This window comes from Massilia sp. MS-15 (assembly GCF_020176695.1).
GTDB classification, from domain to species: Bacteria; Pseudomonadota; Gammaproteobacteria; order Burkholderiales; family Burkholderiaceae_D; genus Telluria; species Telluria hydrophila.
The window spans coordinates 103407-125297 of record NZ_JAIWIA010000009.1; the positions used below are offsets into that span (position 1 = coordinate 103407).

A 21891-nucleotide genomic window follows, 5' to 3' on the forward strand; every position below is an offset into this window, starting at 1 on the left:
CCCCTCTCCTTCCTTCACCTGACGCACTGGCGCTGGGCGATCTGCGGCGTCCCGGCGGCGCTGCCCGCCGGCGGCTCGATCATCGGCATCAGGCCCGGCGCCAGGTTGGCCAGCAGCTGTACCGGCAGCGCGCTGGTGAAGTCGTAGTTGCCCGACTGCGGGCCGTGCACGTAGGCGGTCATGCTGCCGAAGTAGCGCTCGCCAATGTTGAAGACAAAGGTGGCCGAACGGTTCACGTAGCGCGACTCGATCACGCGGCCGCCGCGCGCATAGACTTCGAAGCGCTGGTCGCCGGTGCCGGTCTTGCCGCCCACGGCGATCACGCTGCCGTCCTGCTGCGTGAACGCGGTCTTGACGCGCTTGGCGGTGCCGTCGCTGACCACGCCCTGGATCGCGTCGGCCACCACGCGCGCCACTTCCGGCGCCAGCACCTGTTCCTTGCCGCCGCCCTTGTTGCGCTTGACCAGGGTCTCGTAGGGCGTGCCTTTGGCGAAATGCAGCGAGTCGATGCGTTCGATCGGTTTGCGCACGCCGCCGTTGACGATGATGCCCATCAGCTCGGCAAGCGAGGCCGGACGGTCGGCCGAGGCGCCCAGCGTGGTCGCGTAGGACGGCACCAGCGAATCGAAGGGGTAGCCCATCTTCTTCCACTGGGCGTGGATCTTGAGGAAGGCTTCCACCTCGATCAGGCCGGCGATGCGCTTGTCCTGGGCATGCTTGCGGTGCGTCTTGAACAGCCAGGAATACACTTCCTGGCGTTCCTTGACGCTGGCCTGGGTGATTTCGGTCCAGCCGGCATTCGGGTGGGTGCGCAGGTAGCTCACCAGCCACAGTTCGAGCGGGTGCACCGAGGCCACGTAGCCGCGGTCGGCCAGCGACATGTTCCTCGGATCGTACATGTCGTACATCTTCGGCACCCGTTCCGGGTCCATGTCGCTGGACGGCGGCAGGGTCTTGTCGAGGAAGGCCGCGAACTGTGCCAGCGTGGCGTCCGGCATCACGGTACGGTACGCGGCGGCCAGCTTGGAGGCCAGCGGACGCACGCCCGAGAACAGCTGATCCTCGATCTGGGCCGGGGTCTTGCCCTTGTACTTGTTCCAGAACTTGGCGAGGAAATCCTTGCCTTCGTTGTCGGCGAAGCGCGCCAGGTACGCGGCGCGGCGCGGATCGTCGGCGTCGGCCAGCAGCTTGGCCGAGGAACCCGGCAGCTGGAACATGTAGTAGCGCACCACGTCGCGCATCATGCGCACGAACACCAGGTTGGTCGACTGGCGCAGTGCCTGGGTCACGGTCATGATCTTGCCGTTGTCCAGCTTGCTGAAGTTGCCGAAGGTGTGCAGGCCGCCGCCGGTGAAGAAGGCCTCGCCCGGGCTGGCCGAGTACTTGCGCTCCATGGCCGCGGCCAGCATCGGCGCCAGCGAACGGTCGGCGCCGGCCGGCAGCGCGCGGAAGTAGTCGAGCGCCCATTGCGACAGGCGGTCCTTCGGATCGACTTCCACGCCCATCAGGCCGATCTGGTCCAGCGGTGCGAAGCGCTTGTGCAGCTGGTCGACGATGTCGAGGTAGGTCACCAGGGTGCGCAGCTTGGCGGTCGAACCGAGGTCGAGCTTGGCGCCTTCGTTGATGTCGAGCGGCTGGTCGTAGTTGTCGGTCTGGACCCGCAGGTAGTTCACGTGCTCGCCGCGTTCATACAAGGTGAAGCTGTACACCACCTGGGCCGGGTCGCCGTTGCCGAGCAGGCCCTTGCCGGTCAGGCCGGCCTCTTTTGCGTGCTCGGCGTCGGACAGCTTGCGCAGCGTGTCGGTGACGGCCCCCTGCACGCCGGCGTCCAGGGTGGACACCACCGACAGGTCGAGGCGGTCGAGGTTGTACAGGCGCGAGTCGCCGACCAGGTAGCCGAGATGGTTGCGCACCGCGTTGGAGGCCTTGCGCGAGACGAAGGCGTCGGCGCCCGGCGCCGCCACGCCCGAGCCCTGGGCCGGGTGCAGCTCCACCCGCAGCGCGGCGTCGCGCAGCTGGGGCGAGATCACGCCGGCCTGGGCCAGCACGCGCAGGTGGCTGTTGGTCAGGGTTTCCAGGTCGTGTTCGCCGGCGCCCAGGTAGTAGGCGGGGCGGCGCTGGGCGATCATCAGCGACAGCGCCTCCTTGTAGGCGGTGACCGCCTCGACGCTGTCCATCGGGCCGCGCAGCATGCGGCTGGTCTGGTCGAAGTCGCGCCCGTACCAGACCCAGAGGCCATCGCCGATGCCGTTGACTTCGCCATAGCCGGGCTTGGCCGACAGCGGCACGGTGTTCAGGTAGTCGAGCACGATCCGGCGCCGCGCCTTCGTCGTGTCTTCGCCGTCCTGGTAGGCGCGCAGCGCGGCCGAGGCCATCTGGATCATCTTGTCCTGCAGCGAACCGGTGCGTCCTTCCGGCGAATGGCGGTACTTCTCGATCTGGGTCGCCAGCGTGGAGCCCCCGGCCACCCGTCCGGCGCCGCCCAGGCCGATGCTGCTCAGGGTCTTGTCGAACACGGCCTTCGAGAAGCGGTCCCATTCGACCGCCGGATTGCGCTGCGGGTAGGCGGGATCGAGCAGCTCGCGGTTCTCGATGAACAGCAGGCTTTGCACCAGCAGCGGCGGCGCGTCCTCGAACGCCGGATAGGTGCGTTCCGGGAAGCGCGCGTTGAACAGCGGCTGGGCGCGGCAGTCGAGGATCTCGAGGCCGACCTTAGTCTTTTCGTGGTAGGTGGCGTACAGGCCGCGGTCGGCCATTTCGACCATGCGCGGCGAGATGCGCGCCTGGGCATCGACCAGGTAGCCGCGCGCCTGCAGTTTCTCGAGATAGGCCGGCAGGTTGGCGTAGCCCAGCCGGGTGTCGTAGGGACTGGCGGCGGGGAAGCGGATGGACGGGCTCGGCCCCTTTTCCATGCGGTAGTTCAGCTCGCTGGCCAGGTCGGCGAACAGGCGCGCCTGCAGGTGCGACGTGCGCATCTCGAACGCGCCCCAGCCGCCCAGCAGCACCAGCAGGAGCAGCAGCAGGACGACGAACCAGGTGCGCCAGCGCCGCTTGCGCGGGGCCGGCGCGCCCTCGGGCGGATCGGAGCGGCCGGACGCATCGGGTGGCGATGCCGGAGGAAGATCGGGCGGTAGCGGCGCCCCGGCGCCGCCGGACGCCGCGCCGCCCACCGCCAGGTGCGGAAAGGCTTCGTACAGCGGAACATCGTTGCCGCCCGCGGATGCGAGCACGGGTGCGCCGCCGGCCATGGCCCGGGCGGGACGGGCACGCGACATCCCAAACATGCCAAGCGCACGAAATACAAGACTGGGCCGCTTCATGCGGCGAATACTATCCATGATGGCTCAACCGGTTTGAATCAATACGTGTTCAATCCCCGCCAACCTGCCCGCCATCCTTGCTGCTGGTTCGTTCGAGTGATTGTCCTCGTCAGTTCGCAAAAATGCGCGGTGCAAACTCACTCAGGATTGCACCTCCACAGGTATCATTCCACCACATCAATACGACACACGCGAGGCACGGTTTCACAATTTTGAACCCTGCGAAGCATTTTCGCAAAAAAACAACGGCAGAGTGAAACCGACGGCGTCTAGTCCTACAAAGGTCCGCCGGCGGCTCAGGCGCTCACGGCGCCGGTGCGCAGTTCTTCCAGCGCACCAAGGCAAAAATACTGGAACCACAGGCCGGCGAACAGGAAGATCATGATGTACAGCCAGAGCGATAGCATGGCCAGGAAAGGGAACAGGACGATCGACAGCAGCGCCCCGCCCATCCAGGCGATGCCGGGCAGCGCGCCGGCCAGTCCGGACACGAAACCGATCGCCAGCAGCGCGCCGCGGTGGCGCCGTACCAGGCTGCGCCTTTCCTCGGCACTGGCATGCGCGGCCAGCGCGTCGTAGCTCATCACGCGCGAGGTCACCCAGGCCCACAGGCAGGCCTGCACCAGCCAGGCCAGCGGCGGCAGCGCGTACAGCGGCAGCGTGAGCAGCCACAGCAGCGCGAACACCGCGGTGCTGCCCACATTGATCGCCACGCTGCCGACGAAGGAGCCGCCCTCCTTCTTCTCGAGCTTGGGATACTGGCTGGCGCCGACATGGCGCTCGATGACCGGCATCGCGATCACGCCCATGAACAGCAGCGCCGAGCCGATCATCAGCGGCAGCAGCAGCGCGACGGCCAGCAGCGGCACCACCATCACCTTGAGCGCGCCCAGGCCGAAGCTGGACAGCAGGCTGCCGCTGGCCTGGAACAGGCCGTAGTCGGCGAACACGCCCTGCAGCCAGTCGAGCAGGGGCTGCAGTCCGGTCCACAGGAGCGCGCCCCACAGCAGCAGCGACAGCGCCAGCGGGGCGCCGGACAGCAGCAGCATGCGGCGCGAGAACTGGGCGCGCAGCGCGCGCCGGTAGGCGCTGCCGACGCCCTTCATGGACGCACCCGGCACGGGCACAGGCTGATGCGGGCAATGGCCGGAACACTGGCAGGGGACATCGTGGCTCCTTGGATGCTTGTCGATCTTCACATTCTACGCATGGCACGCCAGCCTGCGCCGTTTGGCGCGGCCGCGAAGCATGCACTACAATCCCCGTTCAACTTGAACAACAGGGAAAACCATGTCCACCATTACCACTGATTCCGGCCTGCAATACGAAGACACCGTCGTCGGCAGCGGCGCCGAAGCCAAGGCCGGCCAGCACGTCACCGTCCACTACACCGGCTGGCTGCGCAACGACGACGGCAGCCAGGGCGCCAAGTTCGATTCGAGCAAGGACCGCAACGACCCGTTCCAGTTCGCGCTGGGTGCCGGCCACGTGATCCGCGGCTGGGACGAAGGCGTGCAGGGCATGAAGGTCGGCGGCCAGCGCCGCCTGACCATCCCCGCCAGCCTCGGCTACGGCGCGCGCGGTGCCGGCGGCGTGATCCCGCCGAACGCGACCCTGATCTTCGACGTCGAGCTGCTCGCCGTCTGATCCGCCATACCGGGTGGCCGGCCGGCCCGGCCGGCCTGCCTCCCTGCCCGAGCGTCCCCTCTAAAGTTCGGCCCGTTTGGCCGTGAACACGCCCCGCCTGCGCTAAGATCGCCCCCTGCAATTTCCCCTTGCTAACGCAACCAGACACGAGGAGCATCCATGAGCTTGCAAGAACAGTTCGCCCAGGCCCAGGCCGAATCGAAAAACCTGCCGGAACGCCCGGACAACATGACCCTGCTGAAGATCTATGCGCTGTACAAGCAGGGCGCGAGCGGCGACGCCACCGGCGAACGTCCCGGCATGACCGACTTCGTCAACCGCGCCAAGTTCGACGCCTGGGCCGCCCTGAAGGGCACTTCGCAGGAAGACGCGATGCAGCAGTACATCGACCTGATCGAGGAACTGAAGGGCTGAGTGCACGCAGGGCGGGCGCCCGCTCACGCGGGCGCGAACACCTTGCGCATCTTGTCCGTCACCTTGGCCTCGATGGCCGGGGCGAACACCCCCATGAACACCCCAAGCCGGATGCGCAGCGCGGCGCGCTGGTCTTCCAGGCTCAAGTCTCCTTCCACGCCGCTGCGCCCGAAGCGCAGCACGTCCCCGTCCCACTTGCAGTCCAGCCCGTACTCGGCGGCGATCCGCTGCGCCACCTGCTGGGCCGCGGCGCGCGCCTGTTCCGGGTTCAGGCTGTGTTCCTGGACGATGCGAATTTCCGACATGCTCGACGATCCTTCTTCTTGAAAAAGACAATCCGCCATGATGCCAGCTGGCGGCGGAGTCGGCCAGTCCGCTTGGCAATTGAGCATACTCAATGTCCATACAGCAGAGCGCGCGACCATGGAGTCCGCCCTCACTTCGCAAGGAGCTTCCATGGACGCAGACACCCTCTTTCCGGACGGCCCGGACCCGCAGCAGGCCGGCCAGGCCCCGGTCCGCTTCCTGCCCACGCCCGCCGCCACGGCCGCGCCGCCGCATGACTTCGGCGCCCGCGTGCTGATGTGGAAGCAGGACCCGACGGTGGGCGAGATCGGCACCCGCAGCGCCTACCTGCCCGGCCCGGTACTGGCCGGCCCGCGCGACGCCCGCATCGCGCCCGGCAGCCCCGGCATCGCCGCGGTCGAGCCGGACACGCGTGGCGACTTCCTGCCGCGCCCCGACACCGCGCAGTTCGACGCCGTGCACACCTTCGCCGTGGTGCGTCAGACCCTCACCATGTACCAGCGCGCCCTGCTGGCCGCCGGCCTGGCCATGCCCCTGCCCTGGCAATGGAACAGCGGCAGCGACACGCGTCCGCTGGCGGTCTATCCGCACGGCCTGCCGAACGTGATGAACGCCTACTACAGCCGGCACCAGGCCTGCCTGAAGTTCGGCCACTTCCTGCCCGACAGCCGGGAACGCGGCGCGGCGCCGGACGCCGCCGCGCGCGTCTACACCTGCCGCTCGTTCGACATCGTGGCCCACGAGACCGCGCACGCGGTGCTCGACGGTCTCAAGCCGCAGTGGCTGCTGGCCGACGCGCCGCCCCAGACCGGCGGCCTGCACGAAGCCTTCGGCGACCTGACCGCGATCTTCCTGGCCCTGTCCCAGCTCGACCAGTGCGAGGCCATCGTCGCCCACACCAAGGCCCGCCTGCACGACCGCAGCTACCTGGCCGACATCGCCGAGCAGTTCGGCGCGGTGCTGGGCGAAGGCGGCGGCCTGCGCAATGCCGACCAGGACATGACCCTGGCCGAGGCCGGCACTGAGGTGCACGCGATCTCGCAGGTGTTCACGGGCGCCGTGTACGACGTGCTGGCCGACATGTTCGAGCACGAGCGCAATCCGGCCCTGGACGACGATGCCGCCGTGCTGCACCGGGTCGCGGCCTACCTGCGCGGACTGCTGCTGCGCGCCCTGATCGCCGCGCCGGAGCGCGCCGCCGCCTACGTCGACGTGGTCAACGCCATGCTGCGCCTGGTGCAGGAAGACGGCAAGCCGGCCATCTATGGCGCCTTCATCCGGGCCCAGTTCGCGCGGCGCCAGGTCATCGATGCCGCAGCCGCCATGGCACCGTGGGCACCGGGCACGCCGGTGGCACCGAAGGTCTGCGATGCGCCCGGCGCGCGCCAGGACCGGCATGCCTGCTGCGGCACCATGAACCTGCCCGAATACCGCCGGGTCGAACGCGTGCTCGCCCTCGAGGAGCGCGAGCTGGCCAGCTGGTGCGCGGCGAACGGCCGTCCCGGTGCCTGCGCGTTGCCGCAGGATGCCTCGTCCTCCGTGGCGGCAGCCGCGCCGCTGCAGCTGGCCGTGCCGCCCGCCGCCACCGCCCCCGCCTGAGGCGGCGGACGCGCCTGCGCCCGATCCCGCCACGCGCCGCGGCGTCCTGCGGCGCGCCACCATCGCCTACATTTGCTTATATATATTGTGTATAAGACTGATTTGTAGGAAAGCCCGAATTGCCCTAAAATACAGTGCTTTGCAAGTCCCGCCGGCCCTTGTTGCGCCCGGTGCCGCGACACTTACACCAACTAATAGGACTGTTATGACCCACGTTGTCACCGAATCGTGCATCCGTTGTCGCTATACCGACTGCGTCGATGTATGCCCGGTAGATTGTTTCCGGGAAGGCCCGAATTTCCTCGCCATCGACCCCGACGAGTGCATCGACTGCGCCGTCTGCGTGGCCGAGTGCCCGGTGAACGCGATCTACGCGGAAGAAGACGTGCCGTCGGACCAGCAGCAGTTCATCAAGCTCAACGCGGACCTCGCGCGTTTCTGGCCGTCGATCACCAAGACCAAGCCGGCGCTGCCCGACGCCGACGAGTGGAAAGACGTCAAGGACAAGCTGGATCAGCTGGCGCGCTGACCATGATCAGGGCCGCGCCCGCGCGGCCCTGCCTACCCGGGCGCGCTTCCTGCGCGGCTTCCCCGATCATGGCACACTAGCGGCCATCGTCCGCTTCTGACCCATCCTTTACCCATCCTTACCGTCCCTACCCAATTCAACAGAAAGACAAGCGCATGACTATCAGTGCCTCCCACGAAGCGGGCAGCATCGCTCCCAACAGCTCGTTCGCCGGCGCGATCGATGCCGATGCCGTGATCATCGGCGCCGGTCCGGTCGGCCTGTTCCAGGTCTTCGAACTCGGCCTGCTCGAGATCAAGGCCCACGTCATCGATTCGCTGCCGGCCGTCGGCGGCCAGTGCGTGGAACTGTATCCGGACAAGCCGATCTACGACATCCCGGCCGTGCCGGTGTGCACCGGCCAGGAGTTGACCGACAACCTGCTCAAGCAGATCGAGCCGTTCGAGCCGACCTTCCACCTGGGCCAGGAAGTGACCACCGTGCAGCGCCGCGAAGACGGCCGCTTCAACGTCGAGACCTCGACGGGCACCCGGTTCATCACCAAGACCATCTTCATCGCGGCCGGCGTCGGCTCGTTCCAGGCGCGCACCATGAAGGTGGACGGTATCGAGAAGTTCGAGAACACCCAGCTGTTCTACCGCGTCAAGGACCCGGTCCTGTTCGAGGGCAAGAACCTGGTCATCTGCGGCGGCGGCGATTCGGCCCTCGACTGGGCCCTGAACTTCGTCGGCAAGGCCGAGTCGGTCGTGCTGCTGCACCGCCGCGAGGACTTCCGCGCCGCCCCGGCCTCGGTCGCCAAGATGAAGGCCCTGTGTGACGAGTACGAGATGCAGCTGATCATCGGCCAGGTCACCGGCTTCGAAGAAAAGGCAGGCCAGCTGACCGAAGTGAAGGTCACCGGCGCCGACGGCGTCACCCGCCGCGTGCCGCTGGACATGCTGCTGGTGTTCTTCGGCCTGTCGCCCAAGCTCGGTCCGATCGCCGAATGGGGCCTGGACATCGAGCGCAAGCAGCTCAAGGTGGTCGATACCGAGAAGTTCGAGACCAATGTCCCGGGCATCTTCGCGGTGGGCGACATCAACACCTATCCGGGCAAGAAGAAGCTGATCCTGTCGGGCTTCCACGAAGCCGCGCTGGCCGCCTTCGGCGCCGCGCCCTACATCTTCCCGGACAAGAAGATCCACATGCAGTACACGACGACCTCGCCGAAGTTGCACAAGATCCTCGGCGTCGAGACCCCGGTCTTCGACTGATTTTTACCGCTTGGTAAAAAATGCCGCCCGGCGCAAGCCCGGCGGCATTTTTCTTTGGCGCGCTGCGCTGTCGGACAGGACCTACCTGCTTATGTGGTCCGCCTCACCGAGCCGCACTGCACAAATATGCTACAAGTGAGCTGTATCCGCGGGAAGTGAAAACGACTGTTTCCACAAGTAAATCGCTATCCCCTATAATCGAACGCAGCCCCGCGCAACCAGTGCGACGCGCCTTTCCCCACGAAGGAATATTTATGCTTTACCAACTGCACGAGATGCAACGCTCCTTCCTGAACCCGCTCATGCAGTGGGCCGATGCGTCCTCGAAACTGTTCTCGAATCCCGTTTCCCCCTTTGCGCACACGCCTTTCGCGCAGCGCATCGCCGCCGGCTACGAACTGATGTACCGGCTCGGCAAGGACTACGAAAAGCCGGCCTTCGGCATCAAGAGCGTGCGCATCGGCGACGCCGACGTCGGCATCATGGAACGCACGGTCGTTGAAAAGCCGTTCTGCAAGCTGCTCCATTTCAAGAAGGACCTGAGCGACCAGGCCTTCGCCGCGCTGCAGCAGCCGAGCGTGCTGGTGGTGGCGCCGCTGTCCGGCCACCATGCCACCCTGCTGCGCGACACCGTACGCGCACTGCTGGTCGAACACGACGTCTACATCACCGACTGGATCGACGCGCGCATGGTGCCGCTGTCGCAGGGTCCGTTCCACCTCGACGACTACATCTACTACGTGCAGGACTTCATCCGCCACCTGGGCCCGGACGTGCACGTGATTTCCGTGTGCCAGCCGACGGTGCCGGTGCTGGCCGCGATCGCGCTGATGGCGACCAACAAGGACCCGAAGCTGCCGAAGACCATGACCATGATGGGCGGCCCGATCGACCCGCGCAAGTCGCCCACCGCGGTCAACGACCTGGCCGTCGAGAAGCCCTTCTCCTGGTTCGAGAATACCGTGATCTATTCGGTGCCAGGCAACTACCCGGGCTTCGGACGCAAGGTCTATCCCGGCTTCCTGCAGCACGCCGGCTTCATCGCCATGAACCCGGGCCGCCACGCCCAGAGCCACCGCGAGTTCTACCAGCACCTGGTGCGCGGCGACGACGATTCGGCCGAGGCGCACCGCCAGTTCTACGACGAATACAACGCCGTGCTCGACATGCCGGCCGAGTACTACCTCGAGACCATCAAGACCGTGTTCCAGGAACACCGCCTGCCGAAGGGCACCTGGGAAGTCGGCGGCCAGCTGGTGCGTCCGCAGGACATCAAGACGGTGGCCCTGTTCACCGTCGAGGGCGAGCTGGACGACATCTCGGGCCTGGGTCAGACCCGCGCCGCGCACGACCTGTGCACCGGCATCCCGCCCGAGATGCACCAGGAGTTCGTGGCGCCCAAGTGCGGCCACTACGGCATCTTCTCGGGCCGCCGCTGGCGCGAGATCATCTGCCCGAAGATCGGTGAGTTCATCCGCAAGCATGCGTGAATGAAGAAGCAATACCGGAGCCATGGCTCCGGTATTGCTTTGAACGCAGGCCGGTTCAGCGCCCGACCAGCACTTGCTGCACCACCCCGGTGGCAATCGCCACCAGCGCATAGTCCTTCCCGGCCTGCACCCACTGGTGCCCGGGCGGCGGCTCGCTCAGGCGATGCGTCTTCCAGTTCTCCACCACGTAGTGATGCGTGCGGTAGCGCGACGGCAGCTGTTCACCCTTGCGCAGCTGGCCGCTGGCGGCCACGCTGCGGTAAGGTCCGGTCCTGGCCATCGTGGCCTGCTGCTGGGCGCGGGCTTCCTGGTCCGCGCGCTGGTGGGCCTGGGCCGCGGCGCCACCGGCCAGCACGGCAGCGGCCAGCGCCGTTGCAATGAGTCTGTTCATGTGAGCTCCTCTCAGCGTCGAGCCGCCAGTACACCACGCGCCGATGCGGCGGTCTGTTCGCTCCAGCACGCAGACCCGTCCCGCCTCCCTCCGTCCGCCGCGGCCAGGTCGCGCCGCCCGCGGATTTGGCGGATAATGGCGCTTTTACCGCTGCCCCGCACCGTGACCAAGACCCTCGCCGACCTGATCGAAGACGTACTGCCGCAGACGCAATGCACCAAGTGCGGCTATCCCGCCTGCCGTCCGTATGCGGAAGCGATCGCGCGCGGCGAAGCGGAGATCAACCAGTGCCCGCCGGGCGGCCTCGAGGGCGTGCGGCGACTGTCGAGCGTGACCGGGCGCCCGGTCATCCCGATCAATCCGGCCAACGGCATCGAGCGCCCGCGCCCGGTCGCCTTCATCGACGAGTCGCTGTGCATCGGCTGCACGCTGTGCATCCAGGCCTGCCCGGTGGACGCGATCCTGGGCGCGGCCAAGCAGATGCACACCATCCTGCCCAGCCTGTGCACCGGCTGCGACCTGTGCGTGGCGCCCTGCCCGGTCGACTGCATCGCCATGGTCCCGGTGACGGGCGAGCGCACCGGCTGGGATGCCTGGTCGCAGGAGGCCGCCGACGCGGCGCGCGACCGCCATGACTTCCGCAGCGCGCGCCTGCGCCGCGAAAAGGAAGAGAACGATGCGCGCCTGGCCGCCAAGGCGCTGGAAAAGATGCGCGCGGTGACGGCGGAGGCGGCCAATACGCCGGAAGAACTGGCGGAAAAGGAGCGCAAGCGCGCGATCATCGCGGCCGCGATGGAAAGGGCACGCCAGAAGGCGGCCGCGAATGCGCCTGCGACGGCATCCGGAACGGCGCCGGGGAAACCTGAGCAAAACTGATGAATTCCGCCAAACGTTTAGAAATATTCACGCGCTTTCGCGCCGCCAATCCGAAGCCGACCACCGAGCTGGCATTCACCACACCCTTCGAACTCCTGATCGCGGTGCTGCTGTCGGCGCAGTCGACCGACGTCGGCGTGAACAAGGCGACGCGCCGCCTGTATCCGGTGGCGAATACCCCGCAGGCCATCCTCGACCTGGGCCTGGAGGAACTCAAGTCCACTATCGCGACGATCGGCCTGTACAACACCAAGGCTGCCAATGTCATGGCGACCTGCCGGATCCTGGTGGAGCAGCATGGCGGCGAAGTGCCGCGCTCGCGCGAGGCGCTCGAAGCGCTGCCGGGCGTGGGCCGCAAGACCGCCAACGTGGTGCTCAATACCGCCTTCGGCGAGCCGACCATGGCGGTCGACACCCACATCTTCCGGGTGTCGAACCGCACGAAGATCGCGCCGGGCAAGAACGTCGACATCGTCGAGCAGAAGCTGCTCAGGTTCGTGCCCAGGGACTTCCTGATCGATGCCCACCACTGGCTGATCCTGCACGGGCGCTACACCTGCGTGGCGCGCAAGCCGCGCTGCTGGAACTGCCTGATCAATGACCTGTGCGAGTTCAAGGACAAGACGCCGGCGCCAGGCGGGGTGATGGATCCGGCGGCCGGCCTGGCCAGCCAGGCGGCCGAACTCGGCTAACCGAGGCGCTGTTCCCCGGTGGCGAACGAGGCGCGCACAATGCGCCCGTCGACCACTTCATAGACGCACAGCATCTCCACCGTACCGCGTCCTTCCGGGAAGTTGCGGGTCACGATCTCGAGGTCGGTGACGAAGTTCCCGACGACCGAGCGCGTCAACAGGCGCGCGTGCAGGTCGGGCTCGAGGAAGCGCTCCTGGTAGCGCGGGCGAATCTGGTCAATGCCCTGCGCCAGCAGCGCGCCATGCAGCGCGAACTGCTGCGCGTCGGGCGCATAGGTAGCCATCAGGGCGTCGAGGTCCTTGGCATTGTAGGCGTCGAGCTGCGCCTGGACGACAGCGAGGGGAGAAATCGGGTTCATGGTCTCCGGGGTCGATAAAAACGCGCCAGGCCTGGCGCGTCGTTCATCTTAGCGTCAAGCGCTCAGGCGCGCAGGCGCGCGGCCCGGAAGCGCCTTGCGCGCCGGCCGCCCGGCCTCGAGCTTGAACACCGCAACGACCTCGTTCAGCGCCTGCGACTGGTCGTGCAGCTCCTGCGCAGCTGCCGCGGCCTCTTCCACCAGCGCAGCGTTCTGCTGCGTCACGGTATCCATCTCGCCGACGGCGACATTGACCTGGGCAATGCCGGCACCCTGCTCCGCGCTGGCGGTGCTGATTTCGGCGATGATGTCCATCACGCGGCGTACGCTGGCGACAACGTCCTCCATGGTGGCGCCGGTCTCGGCCGCAAGCCGGTTGCCGGCATCGACCCGCGCCACCGAATCGTTGATCAACTCCTTGATCTCCCTGGCCGCTGTCGCCGAGCGCTGCGCCAGGCTGCGCACCTCGCCCGCGACGACCGCGAAACCGCGGCCCTGCTCGCCGGCACGCGCCGCTTCCACCGCCGCATTCAGCGCCAGGATATTGGTCTGGAAGGCGATGCCGTCGATAACGCTGATGATCTCGACGATCCTGCGCGAGGAGTCGCTGATCGAGGCCATGGTCCCGACCACCTGCTCCACCATCTGTCCACCCCTGGCCGCGACCTCGCAGGCCGAGATGGCGAGCTGGTTGGCTTGGCGCGCATTGTCGGCGTTCTGCTGGACGGTCGAAGTGATTTCTTCCATTGACGAAGCGGTTTCCTCGATCGCGCCAGCCTGCTGCTCCGTGCGGCTCGACAGGTCCTGGTTGCCGCGTGCGATCTGGTCGGAGGCCACGGCAATCGTCTCGGTGCCGCTGCGCACCTGGGCAACGATGGCCTGCAAGCTGCCGGTCATGTCGTTCAGGGCCTGCAGCAGCTGGCCGGTTTCGTCGTCGCCGCGCACCTCGATCGTGGTGCGCAGGTCACCCGAGGCGACGCTCTGCGCCACTTCGACGGCTGCTCCAAGCGGACGCGTGATCGAACGCGAAATGAAGATGCCCGCCACGACGGCGGCGACGGCGCCCAGCAGCATCAGGAAATAGCTGACCAGGGTGGCACGCTTGCCGACCGCATCGGCGTCGCGGGCGGTGGCGACGGTCTGCTTGCTCATCGCCTGCTGGGCCTTCACCAGGAGCTCGGCAGGCGCCCGGTCCATGCCCTTGACCGCCTGGTCGCCGGCCGCCGCATCGAAGTCGGCAGCGGTAAAGGCGGCGAAGCCGCGGCGGTAGCCTTCGCCCATCTTCGCATGGGCCTGGCCAAATTGCGCCAGCAGCTCGCGCACCTCCCCGGCCGGGATCGCGGCGCCCAGCTCCTGCACTGCCTTGGCAACGTCGGCTTCACTCTTCTGAAAGGCCTTCCAGTACTTGGCGCGCTGCTCCTGATCCTTGCCGCGCAACAGGGTGTTCTTCCATTCCTGGGTCTGCAGGCGGAAATGCGCGAGCAGACTTTCCACGCCCTCGGCGTGGGTGGACTGGCGCACGGCGGCGTTATACATATCCAGCGCATTGTTCATCTGGCTCATGCCGAAGAATCCTGCACAGGCGACGACCAGGGTAACGGCGGCAAAGCCGAGGGGGAGTTTACGACTGAGTTTCATGGACGGCTTTCGAATGGACAGGATGACAAACAATAGCTGCCCGGTAGTTTACGTATTTTGTAACTGCCAGGCAAAACTACGTATCACCGTCCTGCGATTGACCCGGATTCCGTGTAGCTCATCAACAACGTGCGCCCCATGGTGGTGCGCACTGCCTTATAGAAGCACCAAATTGTCGCGATGCACCAGTTCGGGTCCCTCGACATACCCCAGGATGCGTTCGATCTCGGCCGACGAATGGCGCATGATGCGCCGCACCTCGCTGCTGGTGTAGTTGGTCAGCCCGCGCGCCAGCGGCTGGCCCGCTTCGTCGATGCAGGTGATGACCTGTCCGCGTCCGAATTCGCCGCGCACCGCCACCACCCCGATCGGCAGCAGCGACTTGCCCTCCCGGGTCAGCTTCTGCGCCGCGCCGGCGTCGATCACGACTTCGCCGGTGGTATGCAGGTGGTCGATCATCCACTGCCGGCGCGCGGTCAGGCGGCCGGTCGGGGCGCTCAGCTGGGTGCCGATGGCTTCGCCGTTGGCCAGGCGCAGCAGCACGTCTTCCTCGCGGCCCCAGGCGATGATGGTATGGGCGCCCGAGCGCGCCGCGCGCCTGGCGGCCAGCACCTTGGTCAGCATGCCGCCGCGCCCGATGCTTGATCCCGCCCCGCCCGCCATCGCTTCCAGTTGCGGGTCGCCCGCCTGGGCTTGCGCGACCAGGCGCGCGGACGGATCCTTGCGCGGGTCGCTTGAAAACAGGCCGCGCTGGTCGGTCAGGATCACCAGCGCATCGGCCTCGATCAGGTTGGCCACCAGCGCGCCCAGGGTGTCGTTGTCGCCGAACTTGATCTCGTCGGTGACCACCGTGTCGTTCTCGTTGATGATCGGGACCACGCCCAGGCGCAGCAGCGTGGTGAGGGTGGAGCGTGCGTTCAGGTAGCGCTCGCGGTCGGCCAGGTCGGCGTGGGTCAGCAGCACCTGGGCGGTCTTGACGCCGTGGCCGTGGAAGCTGGTCTCGTAGATCTGCGCCAGGCCCATCTGGCCCACCGCCGCACAGGCCTGCAGTTCATGGATGTCGGTGGGACGCCTGGTAAAGCCGAGGCGCAGCATGCCTTCGGCGATCGCGCCGGACGAGACCAGCACCACCTCCTTGCGCATGGCGCGCAGCGCGGCGATCTGGGCCGCCCAGCGGGCGATGGCGGCATGGTCCAGGCCCCTGCCCTCGTCCGTGACGAGGGAGGAACCGACCTTGATGATGATGCGGGAAGCTTGCTGGAGTGCGGCGTGGGGGACTGAGTTCATGGCGACAGGAATTTTCCTCGCGGCCGTAAGGCCAGCAGGGAAAGTCCTGCCAACAACTCGACCGCGCAGACTGCTAATAATACCCCCTTTGGCAGCCCGATCGCGAAAGCGGCGACGAGGCGCCCGGCCGGCTGGGCCAGGAGGAACAATGCGGTGAGGTCGACGAGAAGTGGCTGGTCGCCGCTTCTTGCTGCCAGCAGCGCCAGCATCGCGGTAGCGAGGCGCATGCCCACGTAGACGGCGTAGAACTGGCTATAGCCATTCACGCCGACGAGAAAGATGCCCATCGCCGACGCGATGCGGTCGGGATCGAGCATGGCCGCCAGCGCCGCCAGCGAGCTGGCGGTGGCGAGCACTTGCAGCAGCTGGCCGCGCAGCCCGCTGCGACTGACTGACAATGCGGCCAACTCAGTCTTCGAGGATCTTGAAACGGGGATCGTCGGGGTCGATCGAGTTGATGCCGCGCGCTTCCTCGGTCATCGAGGTTTCTTCGGCGCGCTGCTCGCTGGTGCGCTTTTCTTCGAGGTGCAGGTAGATCGCGTTGACCAGGTCCTGGCAGCCCTCGCGATTCAAGGCCGAGATCTCGAACACCGGCCCCTTCCAGGCCATGCGCTTGACGAAGTCCTTGACGATCTTCTTGCGCTCGGCTTCATCGACCACGTCGAGCTTGTTCAGCACCAGCCAGCGCGGCTTGTTCAGCAGCTCTTCGTCGTACTTTTCGAGTTCCTTGATCAGGGCCTTGGCTTCCTTGACCGGGTCGGCCTTGGCATCGAAGCCCGACAGGTCGACGATGTGCAGCAGCAGGCCGGTACGCGCCAGGTGGCGCAGGAACTGGTGGCCCAGGCCCGCGCCTTCGGCCGCGCCTTCGATCAGGCCCGGGATGTCGGCGATGACAAAACTCTTCTCGTGCGACACGCGCACCACGCCCAGGTTCGGGTGCAGGGTGGTGAACGGGTAGTCGGCGATCTTCGGCTTGGCGTTCGACACGGCGGTAATGAAGGTCGACTTGCCGGCGTTCGGCATGCCCAAGAGGCCCACGTCGGCCAGCACCTTCAGTTCCAGGCGCAGGGTGCGGCGCTCGCCTTCCTTGCCCTCGGTCTTCTGGCGCGGCGCGCGGTTGGTCGAGGTCTTGAAGTGGATGTTGCCCCAGCCGCCCTCGCCGCCCTTGGCCAGCAGTTCGGTCTGGCCGTGCTCGGTGAGGTCGGCGATGATCTCGCCGCTGACGTCATCGATGATCAGGGTACCCACCGGCATGCGCAGGGTGACGTCCTCGGCGCCCTTGCCGTAGCAGTCCGAGCCGCGGCCCGGTTCGCCGTTGCGGGCGTGGTGGGTCTTCGAATAGCGGAAGTCCACCAGGGTGTTGATGTTGCGGTCGGCCACCACGTAGATCGAGCCGCCCTTGCCGCCGTCGCCGCCGTCCGGGCCGCCGAAGGGGCGGAACTTCTCGCGGCGGAACGAGGCGCACCCGTTGCCGCCGTCGCCGGCGATGACTTCAATTCTTGCTTCGTCGATAAACTTCATGATGGTGACCGATAAAAAGAAAAGGCCCTACCGTGGGCAGAGCCTTTCGATGGAAGGCTTGCGCCTTGCAAAGAAGCGCCGCGTCGAGCGGCGCGAGTAGCTACTTAAGCAGCGACTGCTTCGTTGGCAACGACGGTCACGAACTGCTTCGAGCCCACGCCTTGCTTGACGAACTTGACGGTACCGTCGACCAGCGCGAACAGGGTGTGATCCTTGCCGGTGCCGACGTTGGTGCCAGCGCGCACCGGGGTGCCGCGTTGACGGATGATGATGCCGCCGGCGTTGATCGCCTGGCCGCCGTAGACTTTCACGCCAAGGCGTTTGCTTTCTGAGTCACGGCCGTTGCGGGTAGTACCGCCACCTTTTTTGTGTGCCATTTATTTGCTCCTTGATGAATGAACTTGGTGAATCGAACGGCGATTAGCCGTTGATCGACACCACCTGGATTTCGGTGAAGTTCTGGCGATGGCCCTGACGCTTCTGGTAGTGCTTACGACGGCGCATCTTGAAGATGCGGACCTTGTCGTGGCGACCGTGGGAAACAACTTTCACCAGGACCGAGGCACCTTCGACCAGCGGAGCACCAAACTTGATGCTGTCGCCCGCGCCGAGCGCGAGAACTTGATCGATGGTGAGTTCGGAACCAATGTCAGCAGGTATCTGTTCTACTTTGAGTTTTTCGCCAGCGACAACTTTGTATTGCTTGCCACCGGTTTTTATGACCGCGTACATGATTGAAACCTCATCAAATGTTAAAAAAATCCCGCCGGCGCCAGAGACGCTGAGCTGTTCGGATGCCGGGGAACAGGGGATTATACATAAGCCGCTGCAGTGCGTCAAAAGCGCCCTGCGATTTCTCCGCCCGGTGTTGCATGCTGCACGCATGGAAAGCGGCACAGGCCATGCGACGCGTCCATTTCCCTGTCTGAAAGTCATCATTGGGGCGCCCTTTCCTTGCATGTCGTATAATCGCCGCACTTACCAACACCACTGTTTATATTGCAGGTTCGCCTTGTCAGCCGCTACCCAACACGCCCAGAACACCATCGCCCAATCGATCGCCACCGACATGGAGGCCGTGAACACGGTGATCCGGCAGCGACTGCAATCAGAAGTAAGCCTGGTCAACCAGATCGCCGAGTACATCATCAGCGCGGGCGGCAAGCGGATCCGGCCGGTGCTGGTGCTGCTGCTGGCCAATGCCTATGGCTACAAGGGCACGGCCCACCACGAACTGGCGGCGGTGGTCGAGTTCATCCACACGGCGACCCTGCTGCACGATGACGTGGTCGACGAATCCTCGATGCGGCGCGGGCGCCAGACGGCCAATGCCCTGTTCGGCAATGCCGCCTCGGTGCTGGTGGGCGACTACCTCTACTCGCGTTCGTTCGAGATGATGACCAGCCTCGACAACATGCGCGTGATGAGCATCCTGTCGCGCGCCACCACCGTGATCGCCGAAGGCGAGGTGCTGCAACTGCTGAACATGCACGACCCGGACGTGACCCGCGAGAGCTACCTGAAGGTGATCCGCTCCAAGACCGCCAAGCTGTTCGAGGCCGCTGCCGAGCTGGGCGCACTGGTGGGCGGCGCCGACGACGCACAGATCGAAGCGGCCGGCGAATACGGCCGCTCGCTGGGCACCGCGTTCCAGCTGATCGACGATGTGCTGGACTACGCCGGCGACGCCGCCGAGATCGGCAAGAACCTGGGCGACGACCTGCGCGAAGGCAAGCCCACCCTGCCACTGATCTGGCTGATGGAAAACGGTAGCTTGGCGCAGCGCCAGCTGGTGCGCAACTGCATCGAACAAGGCGACGGCGAGCAGTTCGAAGCGGTGCTGGCGGCCGTCAGCGCGAGCGGCGCGCTGGCCTATACCCGCCAGCAGGCCGAGCAGGCCGCAGCGCGCGCGGCCGAGGCGATTAGCGGATTGCCGGACAGTCCCTACAAGGCGAGCCTGCTGCAGCTCTGCAGTTTCGCTGTTGACAGGAACCATTGAGCCAACTATAGTAATGCCTTCCCGAGATTTCGGAAACGAATCTCAAATAGTCGGGGTGTAGCTTAGCCCGGTAGAGCGCTACGTTCGGGACGTAGAGGCCGGAGGTTCGAATCCTCTCACCCCGACCACGAATTCAGAAGCCAGACCAACCATGTGTTGCTCTGGCTTTTTTGTTGCCTGCCCTGGTGTACCCTGCCCTTCTTCACGGCAAGGTCCCTGATCGATCAGGCGACACGGTCGGATTGCGCGGCTGCCTGCACCAGGCAGGTCGACAGCTTGTCGAAGTGGAGCAGCGCAGCCTGCGTCAGCTCGATCTGCTTGCGGCGCGCGTCTTCAGTATCGGTCAGCATCAGCCAGCCTTTCTCGCGCATCGATTTCAGGCGCGAATGCACGGTGGCCGGCGCCCCCAGTTCGTGCTTTGCCATCATGTCGCGCACCGACAGGCGTCCCTCTTCCTGGCGCGCGCGCGCGACGATGGCCAATATGCGTTCCTCGAGGGGATCGAGTGGCGGCAAGGACGGCAAACCTCTCAAGGCTTCGGCCAACTGCAGGAAACGCAGGTAGATATCGGCAGGTCGTTTCGGAGTCGTCATGGGCGGATGCGGATTATCCTGATGTTGCCAGGCCAACTGACAATCACGGTTGTGAATGTTAACACACCGTCCGATCCTCTCGCCGAGACGTGGCCTGCCTGCGCACGAGCGAAAGCAGCCACTTGGCCGTGTACAGGACGATCAGCGCGCCGGCCAGGTCGCCGACGAACATGACAAGGAAACCAGGCAAGTGGAGTGCGTCGTCATGGACGAAAAACCAGATGTGATGCAACAGCGGACTGGCAAGCGCGCATCCAAGGGCGCACAGCAACAGCCGGCGGGGAGTCAGGTTGGTCAAGGAAGCCTGCAAACCATAGCGCTCCCGCGCAATGAGGTAGATCAGGTAGGGACCGATGGCGCCGGCCATGGCGCCGGTCGTGGCGCGTACCGCATCGCCCGGAAAGTAGTACCAGTAACAGGCGAACCAGCCCACGATCAGCAAACCCAGTGCGCCGGCCCGCCCGAACAGCAGTGTGCACAGCAACCTGGTACCGGCAGGAAGATAGATCCAGCCGATACCCTGCACGAATTCCGCCCGCTGGAAAAAGAGCTCGTTGGCCAGCATGACCAGGCCATGCAGGAACATCGTGCCCAGCACCATGTAGAGATTCAGTCGGAAAGCGGTGACGGGCTGGTTCATCTTGGAAAAACAAAAGCGTCGAAAGGCCGGATGGTAAGTTGCGAGACAGTAACACATCCTTGTCCGGAGGCTACTGTGCCGATAAAGAATCGGCGGGCATCGTCAATGGCGTCACCTCACGGTCGCGCACGCGCAAAAGCGGCGCCGTGAACGCTATACTGTGACTCTCACAGTGTTTCTTGATTTCAATGAATAGCGATAAAGTTTCGGCAAGCGTGCTGGTCGTGGAAGACGACGAGAATATTTCCCAGGTACTGAGCTTCATGCTCGAGCGCCAGGGCTACAGTGTGACCCACCTGGCCGATGGCCGCGCCGCCGCCGCCCATATCATCAGCGCCGCCCCGCCAGGCCTGGTGCTGCTCGACGTGATGCTGCCCTTTGTCGACGGTTTTGAACTGGTGCGCCTCATCCGCGAGCAGGCCGCCTGGTCCGCTGTTCCGGTCCTGATGCTGACGGCCAAGAATACCGAACGCGACACCGTACGCGCCCTCGATGCCGGCGCCAACGACTACGTCATCAAGCCTTTCCAGCCGAACGAACTGCTGGCGCGGGTGCGGCGCTGTCTTCCGGTGCCGGCATGAGGCGCGTCTCCTGCCTGGCCGCGCCGCTGGCGCTGGCCCTGCTGTCCGCGCTGGCCGCGCCCGCCTTCGCCACCGACACCCGCCTGCGCCTGTCGGGCGCCACCGAACAGCTCAGCAACGACAGCCCCGACTGGCGCGAAAGCATGGCCGCCCTGCAGCTGCGTTTCGCGCCGCGCCAGCTGCTCGAGCTGTCGGTGGCCGACGTGCACCGCTTCGGCCTGCATGACAGCCAGGTTGCCGCCAGCCTCACGCTGCCATTGTCAAGCGCGCTGACCGCCACCTTTGACGCCGGCGCCAGCCCTACCCACCGGGTACTGGCGCGCCGTTTCGCCGGCGCGGCGCTGCAATACGAATTCGCGCCGCGCTGGCTGGTCCACGGCGGCGCCCGCAGCAGCAGCTACGACAGCGCCACCGTCAACGGCTACCAGTTCGCACTGGAGCACTACATCGACCGCTACAGCGTCATGCTGGGATGGCGGCCGACGCGCGCCTTCGGGGCCACCGCGCATGGCGTCGAGCTGCGCGCCAACCGCTACTACGGCGAGCGCGACTCGGTGGGCCTGATCGCCGCCGCCGGCAAGGAAGCGGCCAGCGTGCCGGGCGGCGTGGTGCTCACCGAAGTGCGCTCCCTGGCGGTGCTCGGGCGCCACTGGTTCGATCAGCGCTGGGCGCTCAGCTGGGGGGCCAGCTACACGCGCCAGGGCAGCCTGTACACGCGCAAGGGCATCAATGCCGGTATCGAATACGCTTTCTGATCCA

Annotated in this window: 24 protein-coding genes and 1 tRNA gene; 12 read left to right on the forward strand and 13 right to left on the reverse strand. The window is 65.9% G+C overall.

Annotation, left to right across the window (positions count from 1 at the left end; translation table 11 throughout):
* Positions 1-14 precede the first annotated feature (14 nt).
* Positions 15-3275: a transglycosylase domain-containing protein gene (locus LCI23_RS05455; protein ID WP_374041143.1), complete on the reverse strand. Its 3261-nt coding sequence runs from the start codon at positions 3273-3275 to the stop codon at positions 15-17.
* Between the two features lie 341 nt (positions 3276-3616).
* Positions 3617-4426 (reverse strand): EI24 domain-containing protein, encoded by an 810-nt coding sequence (locus LCI23_RS05460; protein WP_224945131.1) that lies wholly within the window; start codon positions 4424-4426, stop codon positions 3617-3619.
* Between the two features lie 184 nt (positions 4427-4610).
* Here LCI23_RS05460 and LCI23_RS05465 point away from each other — a divergent pair, with 184 nt between their 5' ends.
* Positions 4611-4967: an FKBP-type peptidyl-prolyl cis-trans isomerase gene (locus LCI23_RS05465; RefSeq protein WP_224945133.1), complete on the forward strand. Its 357-nt coding sequence runs from the start codon at positions 4611-4613 to the stop codon at positions 4965-4967.
* A 159-nt stretch (positions 4968-5126) separates the two neighbouring features.
* Positions 5127-5381, forward strand: a complete 255-nt coding sequence (locus LCI23_RS05470) for an acyl-CoA-binding protein (RefSeq protein WP_159696209.1) — start codon at positions 5127-5129, stop codon at positions 5379-5381.
* Positions 5382-5404: 23 nt separating this feature from the next.
* Here LCI23_RS05470 and LCI23_RS05475 read toward each other — a convergent pair whose 3' ends face one another.
* Complete coding sequence (locus LCI23_RS05475) at positions 5405-5686, reverse strand: polyhydroxyalkanoic acid system family protein (RefSeq protein WP_224945135.1); 282 nt, start codon at positions 5684-5686, stop codon at positions 5405-5407.
* A 151-nt stretch (positions 5687-5837) separates the two neighbouring features.
* Here LCI23_RS05475 and LCI23_RS05480 point away from each other — a divergent pair, with 151 nt between their 5' ends.
* The 4 genes from LCI23_RS05480 (at position 5838) to LCI23_RS05495 (ending at position 10558) form a co-directional block, all read left to right on the forward strand.
* On the forward strand, positions 5838-7286 hold the full coding sequence (locus LCI23_RS05480) for a hypothetical protein (protein ID WP_224945137.1): 1449 nt from the start codon (positions 5838-5840) through the stop codon (positions 7284-7286).
* Between the two features lie 205 nt (positions 7287-7491).
* A complete protein-coding gene (gene fdxA / locus LCI23_RS05485; protein ID WP_224945139.1) occupies positions 7492-7815 on the forward strand; it encodes a ferredoxin FdxA in 324 nt (107 codons plus the stop codon).
* 155 nt (positions 7816-7970) lie between these two features.
* Positions 7971-9068, forward strand: coding sequence for an NAD(P)/FAD-dependent oxidoreductase (locus LCI23_RS05490; RefSeq protein ID WP_224945141.1), 1098 nt, complete (start codon positions 7971-7973; stop codon positions 9066-9068).
* A 254-nt stretch (positions 9069-9322) separates the two neighbouring features.
* A complete protein-coding gene (locus LCI23_RS05495) occupies positions 9323-10558 on the forward strand; it encodes a polyhydroxyalkanoate depolymerase (protein WP_224945144.1) in 1236 nt (411 codons plus the stop codon).
* Positions 10559-10613: 55 nt separating this feature from the next.
* On the opposite strand, the gene LCI23_RS05500 is transcribed toward LCI23_RS05495, so the two are convergent.
* Positions 10614-10949 carry an RcnB family protein gene (locus LCI23_RS05500; RefSeq protein WP_224945146.1) on the reverse strand — a complete coding sequence of 112 codons (336 nt, stop codon included), beginning with the start codon at positions 10947-10949 and terminating at the stop codon, positions 10614-10616.
* 135 nt (positions 10950-11084) lie between these two features.
* On the opposite strand from LCI23_RS05500, the gene rsxB reads away from it, so the two are divergent.
* Both rsxB and nth read left to right on the forward strand, forming a co-directional pair.
* Positions 11085-11825 (forward strand): electron transport complex subunit RsxB, encoded by a 741-nt coding sequence (rsxB, locus tag LCI23_RS05505; protein ID WP_224945148.1) that lies wholly within the window; start codon positions 11085-11087, stop codon positions 11823-11825.
* Complete coding sequence (gene nth / locus LCI23_RS05510) at positions 11825-12517, forward strand: endonuclease III (protein ID WP_224945150.1); 693 nt, start codon at positions 11825-11827, stop codon at positions 12515-12517. The genes rsxB and nth overlap by 1 nt, the downstream gene beginning before the upstream one ends.
* Here the strand turns inward: nth and LCI23_RS05515 are convergent.
* The 7 genes from LCI23_RS05515 to rplU all read right to left on the reverse strand — a co-directional run bounded on the left by LCI23_RS05515 (position 12514) and on the right by rplU (position 18051).
* The gene (locus LCI23_RS05515; protein WP_224945152.1) at positions 12514-12876 is read right to left on the reverse strand and encodes a nuclear transport factor 2 family protein; all 363 of its coding nucleotides are present in this window, start codon (positions 12874-12876) and stop codon (positions 12514-12516) included. The genes nth and LCI23_RS05515 overlap by 4 nt on opposite strands.
* 54 nt (positions 12877-12930) lie before the next feature.
* Positions 12931-14511: a methyl-accepting chemotaxis protein gene (locus LCI23_RS05520; protein ID WP_224945153.1), complete on the reverse strand. Its 1581-nt coding sequence runs from the start codon at positions 14509-14511 to the stop codon at positions 12931-12933.
* Positions 14512-14667: 156 nt separating this feature from the next.
* Positions 14668-15798 (reverse strand): glutamate 5-kinase, encoded by a 1131-nt coding sequence (gene proB, locus LCI23_RS05525; protein ID WP_224945154.1) that lies wholly within the window; start codon positions 15796-15798, stop codon positions 14668-14670.
* Complete coding sequence (locus LCI23_RS05530; protein ID WP_224945155.1) at positions 15795-16205, reverse strand: hypothetical protein; 411 nt, start codon at positions 16203-16205, stop codon at positions 15795-15797. The genes proB and LCI23_RS05530 overlap by 4 nt, the downstream gene beginning before the upstream one ends.
* 1 nt (position 16206) lies before the next feature.
* A complete protein-coding gene (gene obgE, locus LCI23_RS05535; RefSeq protein WP_224945156.1) occupies positions 16207-17319 on the reverse strand; it encodes an Obg family GTPase CgtA in 1113 nt (370 codons plus the stop codon).
* A gap of 104 nt (positions 17320-17423) precedes the next feature.
* Positions 17424-17696: a 50S ribosomal protein L27 gene (gene rpmA / locus LCI23_RS05540; RefSeq protein ID WP_027865916.1), complete on the reverse strand. Its 273-nt coding sequence runs from the start codon at positions 17694-17696 to the stop codon at positions 17424-17426.
* A 43-nt stretch (positions 17697-17739) separates the two neighbouring features.
* A complete protein-coding gene (rplU, locus tag LCI23_RS05545) occupies positions 17740-18051 on the reverse strand; it encodes a 50S ribosomal protein L21 (RefSeq protein ID WP_027865917.1) in 312 nt (103 codons plus the stop codon).
* Positions 18052-18331: 280 nt separating this feature from the next.
* On the opposite strand from rplU, the gene ispB reads away from it, so the two are divergent.
* Together ispB and LCI23_RS05555 are read left to right on the forward strand one after the other, a co-directional pair.
* A complete protein-coding gene (ispB, locus tag LCI23_RS05550) occupies positions 18332-19318 on the forward strand; it encodes an octaprenyl diphosphate synthase (RefSeq protein WP_224945157.1) in 987 nt (328 codons plus the stop codon).
* 51 nt (positions 19319-19369) lie between these two features.
* Positions 19370-19446, forward strand: a tRNA-Pro gene (locus tag LCI23_RS05555).
* Between the two features lie 96 nt (positions 19447-19542).
* Here the strand turns inward: LCI23_RS05555 and LCI23_RS05560 are convergent.
* Together LCI23_RS05560 and LCI23_RS05565 are read right to left on the reverse strand one after the other, a co-directional pair.
* Entirely contained in the window at positions 19543-19911 is a 369-nt protein-coding gene (locus tag LCI23_RS05560; RefSeq protein ID WP_224945158.1) for a winged helix-turn-helix domain-containing protein, read from the reverse strand.
* A 58-nt stretch (positions 19912-19969) separates the two neighbouring features.
* Complete coding sequence (locus LCI23_RS05565) at positions 19970-20551, reverse strand: hypothetical protein (RefSeq protein ID WP_224945159.1); 582 nt, start codon at positions 20549-20551, stop codon at positions 19970-19972.
* 188 nt (positions 20552-20739) lie between these two features.
* Here LCI23_RS05565 and LCI23_RS05570 point away from each other — a divergent pair, with 188 nt between their 5' ends.
* On the forward strand, positions 20740-21132 hold the full coding sequence (locus LCI23_RS05570) for a response regulator transcription factor (protein WP_224945161.1): 393 nt from the start codon (positions 20740-20742) through the stop codon (positions 21130-21132).
* Complete coding sequence (locus tag LCI23_RS05575) at positions 21129-21887, forward strand: YaiO family outer membrane beta-barrel protein (RefSeq protein WP_224945163.1); 759 nt, start codon at positions 21129-21131, stop codon at positions 21885-21887. Before LCI23_RS05570 ends, LCI23_RS05575 begins: the two co-directional genes overlap by 4 nt.
* Positions 21888-21891 lie beyond the last annotated feature (4 nt).